The organism is Streptosporangium sp. NPDC087985 (assembly GCF_044741965.1).
Lineage (GTDB): Bacteria > Actinomycetota > Actinomycetes > Streptosporangiales > Streptosporangiaceae > Streptosporangium.
The window spans coordinates 208746-224803 of record NZ_JBIUTQ010000004.1 but is presented as its reverse complement, the minus strand read 5'-3'; the positions used below and the strand labels follow the sequence as shown (position 1 = coordinate 224803).

The window sequence follows — 16058 nt, the reverse complement described above, 5'->3', positions numbered from 1 at the left end:
TACGGGCTCTTCGAGGTGCTCTCGCGCCGCTCCTACGCGGAGTGCAGGGCCAGCACCGGGTAGTCGGTGTAGCCGCGGTGGTCGCCGCCGAAGGCCGAGCCGAAGTCGGCCTGGTTGAGCTCGGCGCCGAGGCGGAGGCGGAGCGGCAGGTCGGGGTTGGCCATGAACGAGGCGCCCAGCGAGACCAGGTCGGCGCCGTGCTTCAGCAGGTGCGGGACCCTGGTGGCCGGGTCGCCGATCGAGGAGTCGTTGACGATGAGGGTGCCCGGCCAGGTCTTGCGGATCTCCGAGTTGAGGTCGTCCGAGGGGCCCGCCAACAGGTGCAGGTAGGCCAGGTCGAGCCCGGTGAGCTCGGAGACCAGCGCCGGGTAGACCTCGTGGGTGTCGTCCTCGACCAGGTCTCCCGCACCGGTGCCGGGCGAGAGCCGAATGCCGACCTTGGACGAGCCGATCCGGTCGGCGACCGCCCGCGCGGTCTCCACACCGAAGCGGATCCGGTTGCCCACCGACCCGCCGAAGTGGTCCTCGCGCAGGTTGGCGTTCCGTGACAGGAACTGGTGGATGAGGTAGCCGTTGGCGCCGTGCAGTTCGACCCCGTCGAAGCCCGCGTCCACGGCGCGGGCGGAGGCGTCAGCGAAGTCCTGGATGGTCGACTCCACCTCGGCGGTGGTCAGCTCCCGGGGGGTGAGGTAGTCCTGTAGGCCGGTGGGCGTGAAGATCTGCCCCGCCGGTCGCACGGCGGACGGACCGAGGGGCAGCGCGCCGGTGTTGTCGGGGTGGCCGATCCGGCCGGCGTGCATGATCTGGGCGAAGATCCTGCCGCCCGCCGCGTGGACGGCGTCGGTGACCTCCCGCCACCCGGCCACCTGCTCGTCGGTGTGCAGGCCCGGGGTGTTCATGTAACCCTTTCCTGCCTGGCTGGGCTGCACCCCCTCGGTGATGATCAGGCCCGCGGAGGCTCGCTGGGCGTAGTAGAGGGCGGTCAGCGACGAGGGAATCCCGTCGACGTAGGACCGCGAGCGGGTCATGGGGGCCATGATCAGGCGGTTGGGCAGCTGGAGGCCGGCCAGCGCGAACGGTGAGAACGGCATGACGAGTCCTTTCTTGGCTGGCCAACTTGGCTAGCCAAGAAGTAGTTCTACAACTTGGTCGGCCAACATGCAAGCGGTAGTCTCGGAGGGGACGGAAGGACCTGAACATGGCGGAGCCGTTGTTCGACGAGGAGTGCGAAGCGACCAAGGGGTGCGGCGAGTACGACGCTGACCTCAACTGCCTGATGGCCTATGCCTCCCGAGGTCACCGCGTCCTGCTCGCCGGCCTCCTCGGGGAGATCGACCTCTACCCGGGCCAGGAGCGCGTGCTGGGCGCCCTGTGGGACAACGGCCCCCAGTCGCAGAACGCGCTGGCGAAGATCGTCGGCATCGACGTGTCCACCATGACCAAGACCCTGCAGCGCCTGGAGCGCAGCGGCTTCGTCAGCCGCAGGCCCGACCTGGCTAATCGGCGGATCAGCATCGTCGAGATCACGCCCAGGGGGCACGCGCTCCGCCCCGAGGTGGACCGGATCCTCACCGAGATGCACCGCCGGATGACCCGGGGGCTGACGGAGGAGCAGACGGAGGAGCTGACGTCCCTGCTCGGCGTGGTCAGGGGCAACCTGTGCCGCGAGGCGGGTGCGGGGCCGGCCGCGGACCACGCCCTCGACGCCGCACGGCCCGGTTGACGGCGCCGGTGGGGTTCACAGCCGGGGAGCCGGCCCCGAGCTCCTTAACCCTGTATTTCGCACGTGACCCCGATTGAACTGGGGTGATTACCCGCAGTACTGGATCAGATATAGCTGCTGACCTGCAACGATGCGGCAGGACGGAGATCGTCAGTCCTTGTCCCTGATGGGGCGGAGCAGTGCCTCGGCCAGGGCCAGCATGGTCTCCTCCAGGGCGCTCAGGCTGCGGGTGAGCTCGATGCGGGCGGGCGCCATCGTCTCGCTGAGCGTCTCGACGAGCTGCTCGCGGTCGGGCTGGGCGCGGAGCATGTCGGCCAGGGGGACGAGAGCGGCCTGGGCCTGGGCGACGCGCTCGTCAAGGGAGTCGAGACGCCTGGCGTGATCGCCTGCCTGGTTACCGATGATCTCGCCGAGGTTCAGGGTGGCGGGTAGCCGGCCGATACGCTGGTCGACGGCCTCGACCTGATCGCCGACGTCCTCCAGCCGGAGCCCGATCTTCTCCGTGTGGCCGTCCAGCGTGGCCAGGCGGGAGTCGACGGCCTCAACGCGGCCGGTGATGCGGCTCTCGACCTCGTCGAGGCGCTCGTCCAGCGCGTCGAGCCGGCCCTCGACGCCGTCGGCCCTGCTGTCCGTCCGGGTCACGAGCAGGTTGACCCTGCCGTTGACCTGCTCGACGGCGGCGAGCAGGCGGTCGGCCGCGTCGCTGACGGTCTTCCGCACGTTTGCCGAGAGGTCGAGCATCCCGGACTCAAGGCGCTCGGCCCGCTGGGCGAGGTCGGTCAGCGACCTGTCCAGGCGGGTGAACCGGGTGGCCGCCGCCTCCATGCCGGTCTGTATCTGACCGAGGCGCTCGGCGAACTCGCCCACGCGGTCACCGACGCCCCGGGTGTCCTCGGCGATCGCCTGGAGGCGGATGAGGGCCTCGTCCACGTTCTCGCCGACGGCGCCGACATCGGCCCACAGGCTCGGTAGCTCCCCGAGAGGGATGACCCGGTCACGGACGGAGTCGACGCGCTGGCTGACGGAGCCCACGCGCTCGCCTATGGCGTCCACCCGGTCGCGGACCGCCTCGACATGCTGGGCGAGACCTTCGGCCCAGACCGGTGGGCGGACGGAGATGTCGTCCAGCCGGCCGTGGACGGATTCCAGCGTGCCGCTCAGCCCGCCGAGCTCGCGCTCCCTCACCTCCCGCAGCAACCACTCCATGCTCTCCAGGCGCTGGCGGATCTCGTCCAGCACGGCCCCCTGAGTGCGCTGCTCGTACACGTGATCCTGGGCGGCGCGGGCAAGGAGCTCGCGCATCCGGTCGGAGATGGCGGCCTGGCTGCCCGTCTGGAGCGGGATGCGGTCGGAGTGATCCACCGAAAACTCCTTCACTCGCCGACGTTCAGCCGCGCGGTGGGATTGGTCCGGTCTGCTAATGAACGCGGTTGAACCGCACGCGGGGAAGAAGGCCCGCGCGACAACCCTAGCCTTTGGATCAAGATTTTCAGGGCGGACTTTAAAAGATCGTGATTGCCGCTAAATTATCTGAATTTACCGTTTCGGCAGGTCAGGAAGGGGTGCAGATAAGGGCAAATGGTTTTTCGATAATTCGGGTAAGAATAACCACGGCTGAGTTGTCGCCGGAGAGTCGCAGATCTTTACGCAGGCGGTCGACGTCGACCGCCGAACCGCGTTTTTTGATCGTCGCGTTGCCGACCCCGCGCTCGCGGAGCGCCGCCCGTAGCCGTTTGAGCGAGAACGGCAGCACTTCGTGGACCTCGTATCGGGACGCCCACTGCGTCCGCGCCGCGACGTCCCCGGTGATGTAGGCGATGTGCGGGTCGAGCAGACGGCCGTCGACCATCGCGGCGACCTCCGCGACCAGATGGGCCCGGATCGCCGCGCCGTCCGGCTCGTACACGTACCGGCCGACGGGGCCGTGGCCGACCGGCCCGAGCGCCGGGTCGGGCGTCACCGTCGCGCCCGCGGGGAGGATCGTCGCCCTGCGTTCCGCGTCGCCCGCCAGGGCGCCGCACCAGATCACGGCTTCCTTGACCTCGCCCTTGTAGGAGACCCACTCGGCCTCGGCGCCGGCGGGGATGAACGCGTAGGGGATGCCCGGGGCGACCTTCAGGCAGGCGGCCTCCGCCGCTGCCACCATCTCCAGCACGTCGGGCCACGGCGGAGAGTAGGCCATCGGGTCGAAGGTCCTGCCCCGCGCGGTGCGGCGGGCGGGATCGGCGAACAGGACGTCGAAGGCGGCCGGATCCAGCGTGGCGGCGTCGGCCGCACGGACCGAGACCCGATCCCCGAAGCCGAGGGCGTCGGCGTTGGCCTGGGCGATCGCGGCGGTGAGCGGGTCGGCGTCGACGGCCTCCACCTCACATCCGGCCCTGGCCAGCGCGAGGAGGTCACCGCCGATGCCGCAGCACACGTCGGCGACCCGGGAGCCCGGGGCGATGCGGCGGGTCCGGTGGTCGGCTACCTCGCGCCGGGTGGCCTGCTCCAGGCCGCCGGAGGTGAAGTACATGAGATCGGCGTCGGCGCCGAACTTCTCCCTGGCGCGTCGTCTGAGCGTGGCCTGCGTGAGCGCGGCCGAGGTCAGGCCGGCGTCGTAGGTCTTCCTGAGCCGCGTCACCGCCGCCACCGGGTCGTCACCGGCGATCTCGGCCGCCGCCCCCAGTGCCTCCTGGCCACGCGGCGTCAGCAGTTCCCGGAATGCGTCAAGGTCCACGTCGTCCGACGTTACCGCCTCAGCTCAGCAGGTCGGCGAGGTCTATCTCGATGGGGAACGGCACCTGTACGGAGAGCCTGCCGTGATGGATGCCGGTAGGGACGTAGGCGTGGGTGGCGGGGTCGAGTTCGTAGACGTAAACGATTGGTTTGCCGCCCTCTTCCTCGATGCGCCAGAAGTGGGTTATTCCAGCTCCGGCGTAACGGAGAGGCTTGACTTCGCGGTCACGCAGCTTGGACTCGGGCGAGACCACCTCCACGACCAGATGGACCTCATCAGGGGTATACGACGTGCGGTCGTGCTCATGATCCAGGGCGGCATCGATGAGAAGCACATCGGGACAGGGGCGCTGCCTGGCACCAAGGGTGATGTCCATCTGGGTGGCCACCGCGAGACTTCCGGGTGCCTGGGACTCAAAGGCGCTTGCGAGCCTGCGGATCACGACATCGTGGAAACGCTTCTGGGGGGACATGAAGATGAGGGCTCCATCGACGAGTTCGACGTGCTTGAAGAAGTCCAGCTCGCCGTTGGGGCCCTCCTGGGGAAGGTCGTCGAGGTCGTCGGCCGTCCACCCCCCCTCCGGGGGGTAGGGCCAGTTGGCGAGCGGATCGCCCGTCGCGCGCGCCGTGCCCGTCTCCTCGCTTACCGTGCTGGTCACGTCGTCCACCGTAGCGTCGTCACCGTCACTCTGTGTGGTCATCGACATACATCCCGTCAGATCTCACCCTCATCCTCCCGTATGTTCCCCGAATCGGAGGGGTTCTGTCCCCTGAAGGGGGAGGGGCGATGTTCGCCGGAAGCACACACGGGCGGTTCGTGTTGACTGTCAAGGCCTCCTTGCATACTGTTCCGTATTGGCACTCTCCCATCGAGAGTGCCAAATCATATGCGACGAGGCAGGTCTGACACCCGCGACGGCAGACCGCTGGTCGCCTCTTCTAGATCATTCAAATCTGAAGGGGAGGTCCGACGTGACGACCGCCACCAAGGTTCCCGTTAAGCCGCTCGGCGACCGCATTGTGGTCCAGCCGCTGGAGGCCGAGCAGACCACCGCTTCCGGCCTTGTGATCCCGGACACCGCCAAGGAGAAGCCGCAGGAGGGCAAGGTCCTCGCGGTGGGCCCCGGCAACTGGGACGAGGACGGCGACAAGCGGATTCCGCTCGACGTCAAGGAGGGCGACATCGTCCTCTACAGCAAGTACGGCGGCACCGAGGTGAAGTACAGCGGCGAGGAGTACCTGGTGCTCTCCGCTCGCGACGTGCTCGCCATCATCGAGAAGTAGTTCACGCTTCACAAAGATGACGTATCGAGCCCCGGGTCGCGTGAGCGCCCGGGGCTTTGATACGCCGACGTACTTTTAGAGAGGATTGACATGCCGAAGATCCTGTCGTTCGAGGAGGACGCACGCCGCGCTCTTGAGCGTGGTGTGAACGCCCTCGCAGACGCCGTGAAGGTGACTCTCGGCCCGCGGGGCCGCAACGTCGTCATCGACAAGAAGTTCGGTGCGCCGACCATCACCAACGACGGTGTCACCATCGCTCGCGAGGTCGAGCTGGAGACGCCGTACGAGAACCTCGGCGCCCAGCTCGCCAAGGAAGTCGCCACCAAGACCAACGACGTCGCCGGTGACGGCACGACCACCGCGACCGTCCTCGCCCAGGCGATGGTCCGCGAAGGTCTGCGCAACGTCGCCGCCGGTGCCCAGCCCCTGTCGCTCAAGCGGGGTATCGACCTCGCGGCCCGGGCCGTCAGCGACAAGCTGATCGAGTCCGCCCGTCCGGTCGAGGACAAGAAGGAGATCGCGAACGTAGCGACGATCTCCGCGCAGGACTCCAAGATCGGCGAGCTGATCGCCGAGGCGTTCGACAAGGTGGGCAAGGACGGTGTCATCACCGTCGAAGAGTCCAACACCATGGGTCTGGACCTGGAGTTCACCGAGGGTCTCCAGTTCGACAAGGGCTACCTGTCGCCCTACATGGTCACCGACCAGGAGCGCATGGAAGCGGTCCTGGAGGACCCCTACATCCTGATCACCCAGGGCAAGGTCTCCTCCGTCGCGGACTTCCTGCCGCTGCTGGAGAAGATCGCGCAGACCAAGAAGGCGCTGCTCGTCATCGCCGAGGACGTCGAGGGTGAGGCCCTTGCCGTCCTGGTCACGAACAAGATCCGTGGCATCTTCACCTCCGTCGCCGTCAAGGCGCCGGGCTTCGGTGACCGTCGCAAGGCCATGCTGCAGGACATCGCGATCCTCACCGGTGGCCAGGTGGTCAGCGAGGAGGTCGGCCTCAAGCTGGAGAACGTCGGCCTTGAGGTGCTCGGCACCGCCCGCCGCGTCGTGATCACCAAGGACGCCACCACCGTCGTGGACGGGGCCGGTGACGAGCAGGCGATCGCCGACCGGGTCAAGGAGATCAGGCACGCCATCGAGCAGTCCGACTCCGACTGGGACCGGGAGAAGCTGCAGGAGCGCCTCGCCAAGCTCGCCGGCGGTGTCTCCGTGCTGCGGGTCGGCGCGGCCACCGAGGTGGAGCTCAAGGAGAAGAAGCACCGCCTTGAGGACGCCATCTCCGCGACGCGTGCGGCGATCGAGGAGGGCATCGTCTCCGGCGGTGGCTCCGCGCTCATCCACGTCGCCAAGGTCCTGGACGACCTCGGCCTCTCCGGCGACGAGGCGACCGGTGTCGCCGTGGTCCGCAAGGCGCTCATCGAGCCGGCTCGCTGGATCGCCGAGAACGCCGGTCTCGAAGGCTACGTCGTGACGACCAAGGTGGCCGAGCTCCCCGCCGGTCAGGGGCTCAACGCCGCCACGGGCGAGTACGGCGACCTGATCGCCCAGGGCGTCATCGACCCGGTCAAGGTCACCCGCTCGGCCGTTCAGAACGCCGCCTCCATCGCCGGCATGCTGCTGACGACCGAGGCCCTCGTGGTGGACAAGCCCGAGGAGGAGGCCCCGGCCGCCGGTGGTCACGGCCACGGGCACGGCCACGGCCACTGATCTCCATCGGATCCGGTACGGCTCGCGTCCCCCAGGGGGCGCGAGCCGTACTGTTTTCCGGTAAACCACAAGGGGCTCCAAAGCGTCACTATGCTCCTCTTGGAAGAGCAAAGATCTATCTAACAAATAGTCGACATATTCGGCTATCCAATGAAATATCCAGGCGCACTAAGGTCGTCGCTGTCGTCATTCGATTACGCCCCGTTATCTCCGCCTCAATGTGACCAATCCGTAGCCGTTTGCTATGACGACAGGCCGGATCGGGGCGGGCATCATGCCTAACGTGACCGAGGGATGCGTCGCCGACGCCAAAAGTGGGGTAAGGCTTGCGACGAGATCTGAAGGGGTCGCCCACAGGGATGATCTCAAGGATCTGACGAGCCTCGCCGTTCAAGGGGATCGCACCGCGATCGAAACCCTGATCGCGCAGTTACGGCCAATGGTCGTCCGTTATTGCCGTGCTCGTCTCGGCCGGGTTTCCGGTCAGTATCACATCGCGGACGACGTGGCCCAGGAGGTGTGCATCGCGGTGCTGTCCGCTCTGCCCCGCTACCGTGACATGGGGCGCCCGTTCGCGTCCTTCGTCTTCGGTATCGCCTCCCATAAGGTGGCCGACGCGCTGCGCAGCTCCGTGCGCTCCGCCGTACCCACCCAGGACCTCCCGGACGGGCCCGACGAGGGCCCGGGGCCGGAGGAGACCGTGGTCCGCTACATCGAGGCCGAGCATGCCCGCAGGTTGCTCTCCAGGCTCCCGGACAATCAGCGCCAGCTGCTGATGCTCAGGGTGGTCTCGGGCCTGTCCGCGGAGGAGACGGGTAATGTACTGGGCATGTCACCAGGGGCGGTCCGGGTTGCCCAGCATCGGGCGCTGGCACGGTTGCGGGCGATGGCGGAGCTGGAGTCGACGGCTTGACCATGGAGCAGCCGGGCCTGCTCGGGCAGCACGGGCGCGGAGCGCGGAGCGGGGCTCGCGGAGCCGGCGAGCGCCCTGAGCGGGCGCTGCCATGACGACGGTCCATCCACGACGTCCGGTCCGGAGATACGGGCCGGCGGAGGATCCGGCGGTGGCCGAGACCGACGCCCTCCTGGAGGCGCTCTCCCGCAGAGAGAACGTCCCCGCCTCCGATGCCGCCGTCAGGCTGCTGTCCGCCCTGATCGACGACGTTGATCAGGGATGTTCCCCGGTGTCGAGCACACCGTCCACGTAGCCCCGGGCGTAGTCCCAGGTGACGTAGTCCGTGGGGTTGGGCCGGCAGGCGGGCTCGTGCACCTGCGGCTTGCCGTTCTCGATCATCTGGCGGAGGTTGCCGCGGAGCAGCTCCCAGTCGAAGTAGTGCTGCTCGCCGCATTCGGGGCAGTCGAGGACCAGGCCGAGCACCCCCTGGGGGCCCAGCAGCGAGTGGAAGACCTCCACGTCGGCCAGGTCGGTCATGGCCTCGTCGCGTTCGGCTGAGGTCAGCGGCTCGGGGTCGTCTGGCTCTCCCAGCGCCGCCGCCGGGTCGTCGGGGTCATCCGCGAACGGGTCGCGAGGGACATCGTCGAGCACTATCCCACCTTATGGCCTTGATGTGGCCGACAGGCTGCGAACTGCACCAGTCACTCAGGACCTGGCTTCTTTCCCCGGTGTCCCCCAGGTTTGGAGCCAGACTCTAAACTACGACCAGGGGGCCGGCGCCTTTCCCCACTCATGAGAGCGCCGTGGCAGGAGGGTTGCAGATGGCCAAGTTCACCGAACCGGGACTCACGTTCGACGACGTGCTCCTGGTTCCCGCGTACTCCGACCTGCAGCCCGGTGAGGCTGACACCGGAACGCGGCTGTCGCGGGGGATCACCCTGCGCATCCCGCTGATCTCGGCGGCGATGGACACGGTCACCGAGGCCCGGATGGCGGTGGCGATGGCCCGTCAGGGCGGCATCGGCATCCTGCACCGCAACCTCTCCATCGAGGACCAGGCCCAGCAGGTCGATCTTGTCAAGCGGTCCGAGGCCGGGATGGTCACCAACCCGGTCACCTGCTCGCCGGACGCCACCCTCGCCGATGTCGAACGCCTCTGCGCCACCTACCGGATCTCCGGTGTCCCGGTGACCGACCCGGGCGGCGTGCTCGTCGGCATCGTCACCAACCGTGACATGCGCTTCGAGACCGACCAGCGCCGTCCCGTGCGCGAGGTCATGACCCCGATGCCGCTCATCACCGCGCCGGTCGGGGTCTCCAGGGACGGCGCGTTCGAGCTGCTCAGGGAGAACAAGATCGAGAAGCTCCCGCTGGTCGACGCCGGGGGGCGGCTCCGCGGGCTCATCACGGTCAAGGACTTCACCAAGAGCGAGCAGTACCCGCTCGCCACCAAGGACGCCGATGGCCGGCTCGTCGTGGGGGCGGCCATCGGCGTCGGGGGTGACGCCGATAAGCGGGCGGCGGCTCTGATCGAGGCCGGTGTCGACGTGATCATCGTGGATGTCGCGCACGGTCACTCCAAGGGGCTCGCCGACATGATCTCCAAGATCAAGGCCAACAGCCGGGTCGAGGTGATCGGCGGCAACATCGCCACCCGGGCAGGCGCCCAGATGCTGGTCGACGCCGGAGCCGACGCGGTCAAGGTAGGCGTCGGGCCGGGCTCCATCTGCACCACCCGCGTGGTCGCCGGCGTCGGTGCTCCCCAGGTGACGGCCATCCACGAGGCCTCGCTGGCCGCCGGTCCGGCAGGTGTGCCGGTGATCGGTGACGGTGGCCTCCAGTACTCCGGGGACATCGTCAAGGCCATCGCCGCCGGTGCCGACACGGTCATGCTGGGGTCGCTCCTGGCGGGCTGTGAGGAGTCCCCGGGTGAGCTGATGTTCATCAACGGCAAGCAGTTCAAGTCCTACCGGGGGATGGGGTCGCTCGGCGCGGTCCGCAATCGCGAGCGCGGCGGCGTCTCCTTCAGCAAGGACCGCTACGGTCAGGCCGACGTCAGCGGCGAGGACAAGTACATCCCCGAGGGCATCGAGGGCCAGGTGCCCTACCGCGGCCCGGTCGCCGCGGTCGCCCACCAGCTCGTCGGCGGCCTGCACCAGGGGATGTGGTACTCCGGGTGCCGCACGATCGCGGAGATGCACACCAGGTGCGAGCTCATGCCGATCACCGCGGCGGGCCTCAAGGAGAGCCACCCGCATGACATCCAGATGACGGTCGAGGCTCCGAACTACCACCGTCGTTAGGGGCCTGTCGCGGACGCCGCGGCACGGAGAACAAGGAATCCGCGCCGGGCTCGGCGAGCAGGCGGGCCACAACGGCACGGTACGGCTTGCGCCGCTTGGCGTGAGCCGTACCCGCATGGAATGGGAAAGACAGACATATGACTCAGGTGGAGATCGGGCGCGGCAAGAACGGCCGTCGCGCCTACGCGCTCGACGAGATCGGCATCGTCCCGTCCCGTCGCACTCGCGACCCGGAAGAGGTCTCGATCGCCTGGCAGATCGACGCCTACCGGTTCGATCTGCCCGTCGTGGTGAGCCCGATGGACAGTGTGGTCTCGCCGAAGACCGCGATCGAGGTCGGCCGGCTCGGCGGTCTCGCCGTGCTGGACCTCGAAGGACTGTGGACCCGCTACGAGGACCCGACGCCCCTGCTGGCGGAGGTGGCCGAACTCAAGGGTGAGGCCGCCACGAAGCGGCTCCAGGGCATCTACGACGCGCCGATCAAGGACGAGCTGATCGGCCGGCGCATCGAGGAGATCCGCGCGGCCGGGGTGACCACGGCCGTCCGCCTGTCCCCGCAGCGCACGGTCCAGCACCACAAGGCCGTCATCGACGCGGGCGTGGACATCTTCGTGATCCGCGGCACCACGGTCTCCGCCGAGCACGTGTCCGGCCGGGCCGAGCCGCTGAACCTCAAGCAGTTCATCTACGAGCTCGACGTTCCGGTGATCGTCGGTGGCTGTGCCACCTACACCGCGGCACTGCACCTGATGCGGACCGGCGCGGCCGGCGTGCTCGTCGGCTTCGGCGGCGGCGCCTCGCACACCACCCGCACGGTGCTGGGAGTGGTGGTGCCGATGGCCACCGCGATCTCCGACGTGGCTGCGGCACGCCGCGACTACATGGACGAGTCCGGCGGTCGCTACGTCCACGTCATCGCCGACGGCGGCATGGGCACCTCCGGCGACATCGCCAAGGCGATCGCCTGCGGCGCCGACGCGGTCATGGTCGGCTCGCCGCTGGCCAGGGCCGTCGAGGCCCCAGGTCACGGCTTCCACTGGGGCTCGGAGGCGCAGCACCCCGAGCTTCCCCGGGGCAAGCGGGTCGAGTTCGGCACGGTCGGCACGCTGGAGCAGATCCTGCACGGCCCGTCCTCGGTGGCCGACGGCTCGATGAACCTGATGGGTGCGCTCAAGCGGACGATGGCCACCGCCGGATACTCCGACCTGAAGGAGTTCCAGCGGGTCGAGGTCGTCGTCGCGCCGCACACCGGCTGACGTTCGCTGACATCCGTGCGGACGCCCGGCCCGTGGGGCCGGGCGTCCGCCGTTGTGGCGGCATACACCGGGGCCACGGCGTTCACTGGAATGTCTGGGATCACGAAAGTGACGTATGGGGGAAAATCTGTGAACATGCCCATGTGTCGGATGATCCCGAGCTCCGGATCGCTCTCAGCGAGGGGCCGTTCCACGTCGCGCTCCGCGCCGCGGTGGAGGCGCGTGGCCTGACCCTGGACAGGCTCCGCCGGCGCCTGGAGGAGCGCGGTCTGCGGGTCGGGATGACGAGCCTGAGCTACTGGCAGCAGGGCCTGCGCCGTCCAGAACGGCCCGAATCGCTGCGCGCCGTACGTGCGCTGGAGGAGATCCTCAGCCTGCCGCCGCGCTCGCTGATGGGACTGCTCGGCCCGCCCCGGCCCCGGGGCCGGGGTCAGAGCGCCGGGCCGCAGCCGACCGAGGCGTCCTACTCCTCGATCCTGGGCTCCACGGACGCCCTGTCGACCCTGCTGCACGAGCTGGACAGCGTGGCCGACGACCGGCGGCTGCACATCGCCGGGATGTACGAGTCACTGCGGATCGGGGCGGACCGCAGCACCACCCGGCGCGAGACCCTCCAGGTGGTGCAGGCGTACGAGGACGGGTCCGATCGCTACATCATGTTCTACCGGGGCGACATCGGGTGTGACGTGGAGCGCGTGCGGATCCGGGCACTGGAGGACTGCAGGATCGGCCGGATCCGCCGCGACGGGCCGGCCGCTCTGGTCGTGGCCGAACTGCTGTTCGATCGGGTGCTCCGGGCCGGGGACACCCAGGTGATCCGCTACGAGCTCGCCGATCCGAGCGGTGTGGAGAGCACCGAGTACGAGCGGGGTTTCCGCTTCCCGGCGGGTCAGTACATGCTCCGGGTGAGCTTCGACCCCGGTGCCCTGCCGGTCGGCGTCCACCGCTTCGCCCGCCACGACTCCGCCGCGAGCGAGCACGACCAGGCCGAGCTCACCCTCAACGCCCATCACGCGGTTCACCTGGTGACAGGCTCGCTCCAGCCAGGCCTGATCGGCATCCGCTGGAAGTGGTCGTGAGGGTCAGGAGGGCTCGACGATCCAGTTTCCGCGCTTCATGACCCCGCAGACCTCCAGGTCGCCGGTGAGCACCACCAGGTCGGCCTGCCTGCCGACGGAGACGGAACCGAGGCGGTCGGCGACACCGAGCACCCGGGCAGGGGTGAGCGAGGCGATCTCGGCCGCCTCGGGCAGGGAAAGGCCGACCTCCTGGACGCTGCGCCGGAACGCGACGTCCATGGTCAGGGTGCTGCCCGCGATGGAGCCGCCCTCGGCCAGCCGGGCGACGCCGCCGGTGACGTTCACCTTCATCGGGCCGAGTCCGTAGACACCGTCGCCCATGCCGGCGGCCGCCATCGCGTCGGTGATCAGCGCGGTCCTGCCGGGACCCGCGACGTCGTAGGCCAGGCGCATCATCGCCGGATGCAGGTGAACACCGTCGTTGATCAGCTCGACCGTGACGCGCTCGTCCTCCAGCAGCGCGGCGATCGGCCCCGGATCGCGGTGGTGCAGCGGCGGCATCGCGTTGTAGAGGTGGGTCGCGACGCTGCCGCCGGCGTCGATGCCCGTGATGGTCTGCTCGTAGGTGGCGTCGCTGTGCCCGAGCGCGGCGATCACGTTGTTGGCGACCGCCTCCCGGATGGTGTCCAGCGCGCCGGGCAGTTCGGCGGCGACGGTGAGCATCCGCACGTGGCCGCGCCCGGCTCTGAGCAGATCGGTGAACTCTCTCGGGGAGGGGTCACGGAGCAGTGCCGGGTTGTGCGCGCCGCAGCGGGCCCTGGAGATGTAGGGGCCCTCGAAGTGGATCCCGGCCAGCAGGCCGTCCTCGCACAGGTCGGCGAGGGCCGCGGTCGCCCTGGCCAGATCGTCCAGCGTCGCGGTGACCAGGCTGGCCATGAGCGTGGTGGTGCCGTGCCGGGCGTGCAGGGCGGCGATCCTGACCGCCTCGTCCGGATCGCCCGTGGGGAAGGAACCCCCCGCCCCGCCGTGGTTGTGGATGTCGACGAACCCCGGCACGACGTATCGGCCCGCCAGGTTGTGGCCCGGACCGGGGGCGGAACCCTGGCCCACGTGGGTGATGCGGCCGTCCTCGATGGTGAGCCAGCCTCCGTGGACACCTTCGGGGGTCACGACACGGGCGTCGGTGAGTGTGATGCTCATGGAACCATCCTCCCCGGTTCCCGGAGGGCCGGTCGACGGCGCTCACGGGGGAAGGAACACCGACCTTGCCGCGCCGCCCCGGAGGATGTGGTGGGAATCTCGTCCCGCGGCCCCCTACCGATCGGTAGTGATGCCTAGGGTGGATGGGTAGATATCCGACGCCATATGACAACCCGTACCCCCGGGGGGATGCACCATGACGGCGCGAATGGGAACGGCACGGCTCGGCCCTGCCGAACGGGTCGCCGCACTGACGCAGATGGGCGCTCAGGAGCTCGATGTGGTGGTGATCGGCGGCGGGGTCGTCGGTGCCGGGGTCGCGCTGGACGCGGCGACCCGCGGGCTGAGCGTCGGGCTGCTGGAGGCGCGCGACTTCGCCTCCGGCACCTCGTCCCGATCGTCCAAGTTGATCCACGGCGGGCTCCGTTATCTGGAGCAGCTCAACTTCGACCTGGTCAGGGAGGCGCTCCGGGAGCGGGCGCTGCTGCTGCAGCGGATCGCCCCGCACCTCGTGCGGCCCGTGCCGTTCCTGCTCCCGCTCACGCGCCTCGGCTGGGAGCGGCCGTACGTCGGGGCGGGCCTGGTGCTGTACGACTCGCTGGGCTTCTCCTTCGGCTCCACCCGGGGCGTGCCCGGACACCGGCACCTGTCGCGGAAGAGGGCTCTGCGGCTCGCGCCCTCGTTGCGGCGGGCGGCGTTCTCCGGTGCGGTGCAGTACTGGGACGCCCAGGTCGACGACGCCCGCTACGTGATGACCATGCTGCGGACCGCCGCCTCCTACGGGGCGCACGTGGCGTCGCGGGCCCAGGTGGTGGGCTTCCTGCGGGAGGGCGAGCGGGTCACCGGGGTCCGGGTGCGCGACCTGGAGGCCGGAACCGAGATGAACGTCCGTGCCCAGCAGGTGGTCAACGCCACGGGGGTGTGGACCGACGAGATCCAGGAACTGGTCGGCGGCCGGGGGCAGATCCACGTCCGCGCGTCCAAGGGCATCCACCTGGTCGTCCCGCGCGACCGGATCCACTCCCTCACCGGGATCATCCTGCGTACCGAGAAATCGGTGCTGTTCGTGATCCCGTGGGGGCGTCACTGGATCATCGGGACCACCGACACCCGCTGGGACCTGGACCGGGCCCACCCCGCGGCGTCCCGCTCGGACATCGACTACGTGCTCGAGCACGTGAACGAGGTGCTCTCGGTGCCGCTCACCCGCGACGACGTCGAGGGTGTGTACGCCGGGCTGCGGCCGTTGCTGTCGGGGGAGTCGGAGGAGACGTCCAAGCTCTCCCGCGAGCACATGGTGGCGCACCCGGTGCCGGGGCTGGTCATGGTGGCCGGGGGGAAGTACACGACGTACCGGGTCATGGCGCAGGACGCGGTGGACGCGGTGGCGCACGGGCTGGACCAGCGGGTCCCGCCGTCGTGCACGGACCGGATCCCGCTGGCCGGGGCGGAGGGCTACCAGGCGCTGTGGAACTCCCGGCAGCGGCTGGCCCACTCGTCCGGGCTGCACGTGGCGCGGATCGAGCACCTGCTGCAGCGGTACGGGTCGATGATCGACGAGGTTCTCGCGCTGATCGAGCGGGATCCGTCGCTGGCCCTCCCGCTGACCGGGGCGGACGACTACCTGCGCGCCGAGATCGTCTATGCGGCCACCCACGAGGGCGCCCGTCACCTGAACGACGTGCTGGCCCGGCGCACGCACATCTCGATCGAGACCTTCCACCGCGGGCTGGCTGTGGCACAGGAGGCTGCCGAGCTGCTCGCCGGGCCGCTGGAGTGGGACGCCGAGCAGGTCAAGCGCGAGGTGGAGTACTACACGAAGCAGGTCGAGGCCGAGCGCCTCTCCCAGGAGCAGGACACCGACCAGGAGGCCGACGCGATCCGCCTCGGCGCACCCGACGTCGTTCCCGTCGCGACCCCCGAGATCGCCTGAGCCGCCGCCGGCCC

General features: G+C 69.1%; 15 protein-coding genes. 9 read left to right on the top strand and 6 right to left on the bottom strand.

The window, feature by feature from the left end:
* Positions 1–32: 32 nt before the first annotated feature.
* The gene (locus ACIN94_RS12120; RefSeq protein WP_400703585.1) at positions 33–1091 is read right to left on the bottom strand and encodes an alkene reductase; all 1059 of its coding nucleotides are present in this window, start codon (positions 1089–1091) and stop codon (positions 33–35) included.
* Positions 1092–1198: 107 nt separating this feature from the next.
* Between ACIN94_RS12120 and ACIN94_RS12115 the strand changes: the two genes are divergently transcribed.
* Positions 1199–1723, top strand: coding sequence for a MarR family winged helix-turn-helix transcriptional regulator (locus tag ACIN94_RS12115; RefSeq protein ID WP_400703582.1), 525 nt, complete (start codon positions 1199–1201; stop codon positions 1721–1723).
* A gap of 150 nt (positions 1724–1873) precedes the next feature.
* Here the strand turns inward: ACIN94_RS12115 and ACIN94_RS12110 are convergent, their stop codons facing one another.
* From ACIN94_RS12110 to ACIN94_RS12100, 3 genes are all read right to left on the bottom strand, one after another.
* Complete coding sequence (locus ACIN94_RS12110; protein WP_400703579.1) at positions 1874–3085, bottom strand: hypothetical protein; 1212 nt, start codon at positions 3083–3085, stop codon at positions 1874–1876.
* Positions 3086–3275: 190 nt separating this feature from the next.
* Positions 3276–4442, bottom strand: a complete 1167-nt coding sequence (locus ACIN94_RS12105) for a methyltransferase domain-containing protein (protein ID WP_400703576.1) — start codon at positions 4440–4442, stop codon at positions 3276–3278.
* 19 nt (positions 4443–4461) lie between these two features.
* Positions 4462–5142, bottom strand: coding sequence for a Uma2 family endonuclease (locus tag ACIN94_RS12100; RefSeq protein ID WP_400703573.1), 681 nt, complete (start codon positions 5140–5142; stop codon positions 4462–4464).
* A gap of 271 nt (positions 5143–5413) precedes the next feature.
* Between ACIN94_RS12100 and groES the strand changes: the two genes are divergently transcribed.
* From groES to ACIN94_RS12080, 4 genes are all read left to right on the top strand, one after another.
* Complete coding sequence (gene groES / locus ACIN94_RS12095) at positions 5414–5725, top strand: co-chaperone GroES (protein WP_352068171.1); 312 nt, start codon at positions 5414–5416, stop codon at positions 5723–5725.
* A 90-nt stretch (positions 5726–5815) separates the two neighbouring features.
* Complete coding sequence (gene groL, locus ACIN94_RS12090) at positions 5816–7438, top strand: chaperonin GroEL (RefSeq protein ID WP_400703570.1); 1623 nt, start codon at positions 5816–5818, stop codon at positions 7436–7438.
* A gap of 274 nt (positions 7439–7712) precedes the next feature.
* Positions 7713–8351, top strand: a complete 639-nt coding sequence (locus tag ACIN94_RS12085; RefSeq protein ID WP_400703568.1) for a sigma-70 family RNA polymerase sigma factor — start codon at positions 7713–7715, stop codon at positions 8349–8351.
* 151 nt (positions 8352–8502) lie between these two features.
* Positions 8503–8646 (top strand): hypothetical protein, encoded by a 144-nt coding sequence (locus ACIN94_RS12080; RefSeq protein ID WP_400703566.1) that lies wholly within the window; start codon positions 8503–8505, stop codon positions 8644–8646.
* Here ACIN94_RS12080 and ACIN94_RS12075 read toward each other — a convergent pair.
* The gene (locus ACIN94_RS12075; RefSeq protein ID WP_400703564.1) at positions 8607–8984 is read right to left on the bottom strand and encodes a DUF5319 family protein; all 378 of its coding nucleotides are present in this window, start codon (positions 8982–8984) and stop codon (positions 8607–8609) included. The two genes, ACIN94_RS12080 and ACIN94_RS12075, sit on opposite strands and share 40 nt — an antisense overlap.
* 170 nt (positions 8985–9154) lie before the next feature.
* On the opposite strand from ACIN94_RS12075, the gene guaB reads away from it, so the two are divergent.
* The 3 genes from guaB (at position 9155) to ACIN94_RS12060 (ending at position 12971) form a co-directional block, all read left to right on the top strand.
* Positions 9155–10636, top strand: a complete 1482-nt coding sequence (gene guaB, locus ACIN94_RS12070) for an IMP dehydrogenase (RefSeq protein WP_400703562.1) — start codon at positions 9155–9157, stop codon at positions 10634–10636.
* 146 nt (positions 10637–10782) lie between these two features.
* Positions 10783–11892, top strand: a complete 1110-nt coding sequence (locus ACIN94_RS12065; RefSeq protein ID WP_400704080.1) for a GuaB3 family IMP dehydrogenase-related protein — start codon at positions 10783–10785, stop codon at positions 11890–11892.
* 143 nt (positions 11893–12035) lie between these two features.
* Positions 12036–12971, top strand: coding sequence for a hypothetical protein (locus tag ACIN94_RS12060; protein WP_400703560.1), 936 nt, complete (start codon positions 12036–12038; stop codon positions 12969–12971).
* Positions 12972–12974: 3 nt separating this feature from the next.
* Here the strand turns inward: ACIN94_RS12060 and nagA are convergent, their stop codons facing one another.
* Positions 12975–14111, bottom strand: coding sequence for an N-acetylglucosamine-6-phosphate deacetylase (gene nagA, locus ACIN94_RS12055; RefSeq protein WP_400703558.1), 1137 nt, complete (start codon positions 14109–14111; stop codon positions 12975–12977).
* A 196-nt stretch (positions 14112–14307) separates the two neighbouring features.
* Between nagA and ACIN94_RS12050 the strand changes: the two genes are divergently transcribed.
* On the top strand, positions 14308–16044 hold the full coding sequence (locus ACIN94_RS12050; protein WP_400703556.1) for a glycerol-3-phosphate dehydrogenase/oxidase: 1737 nt from the start codon (positions 14308–14310) through the stop codon (positions 16042–16044).
* Positions 16045–16058: the final 14 nt, after the last annotated feature.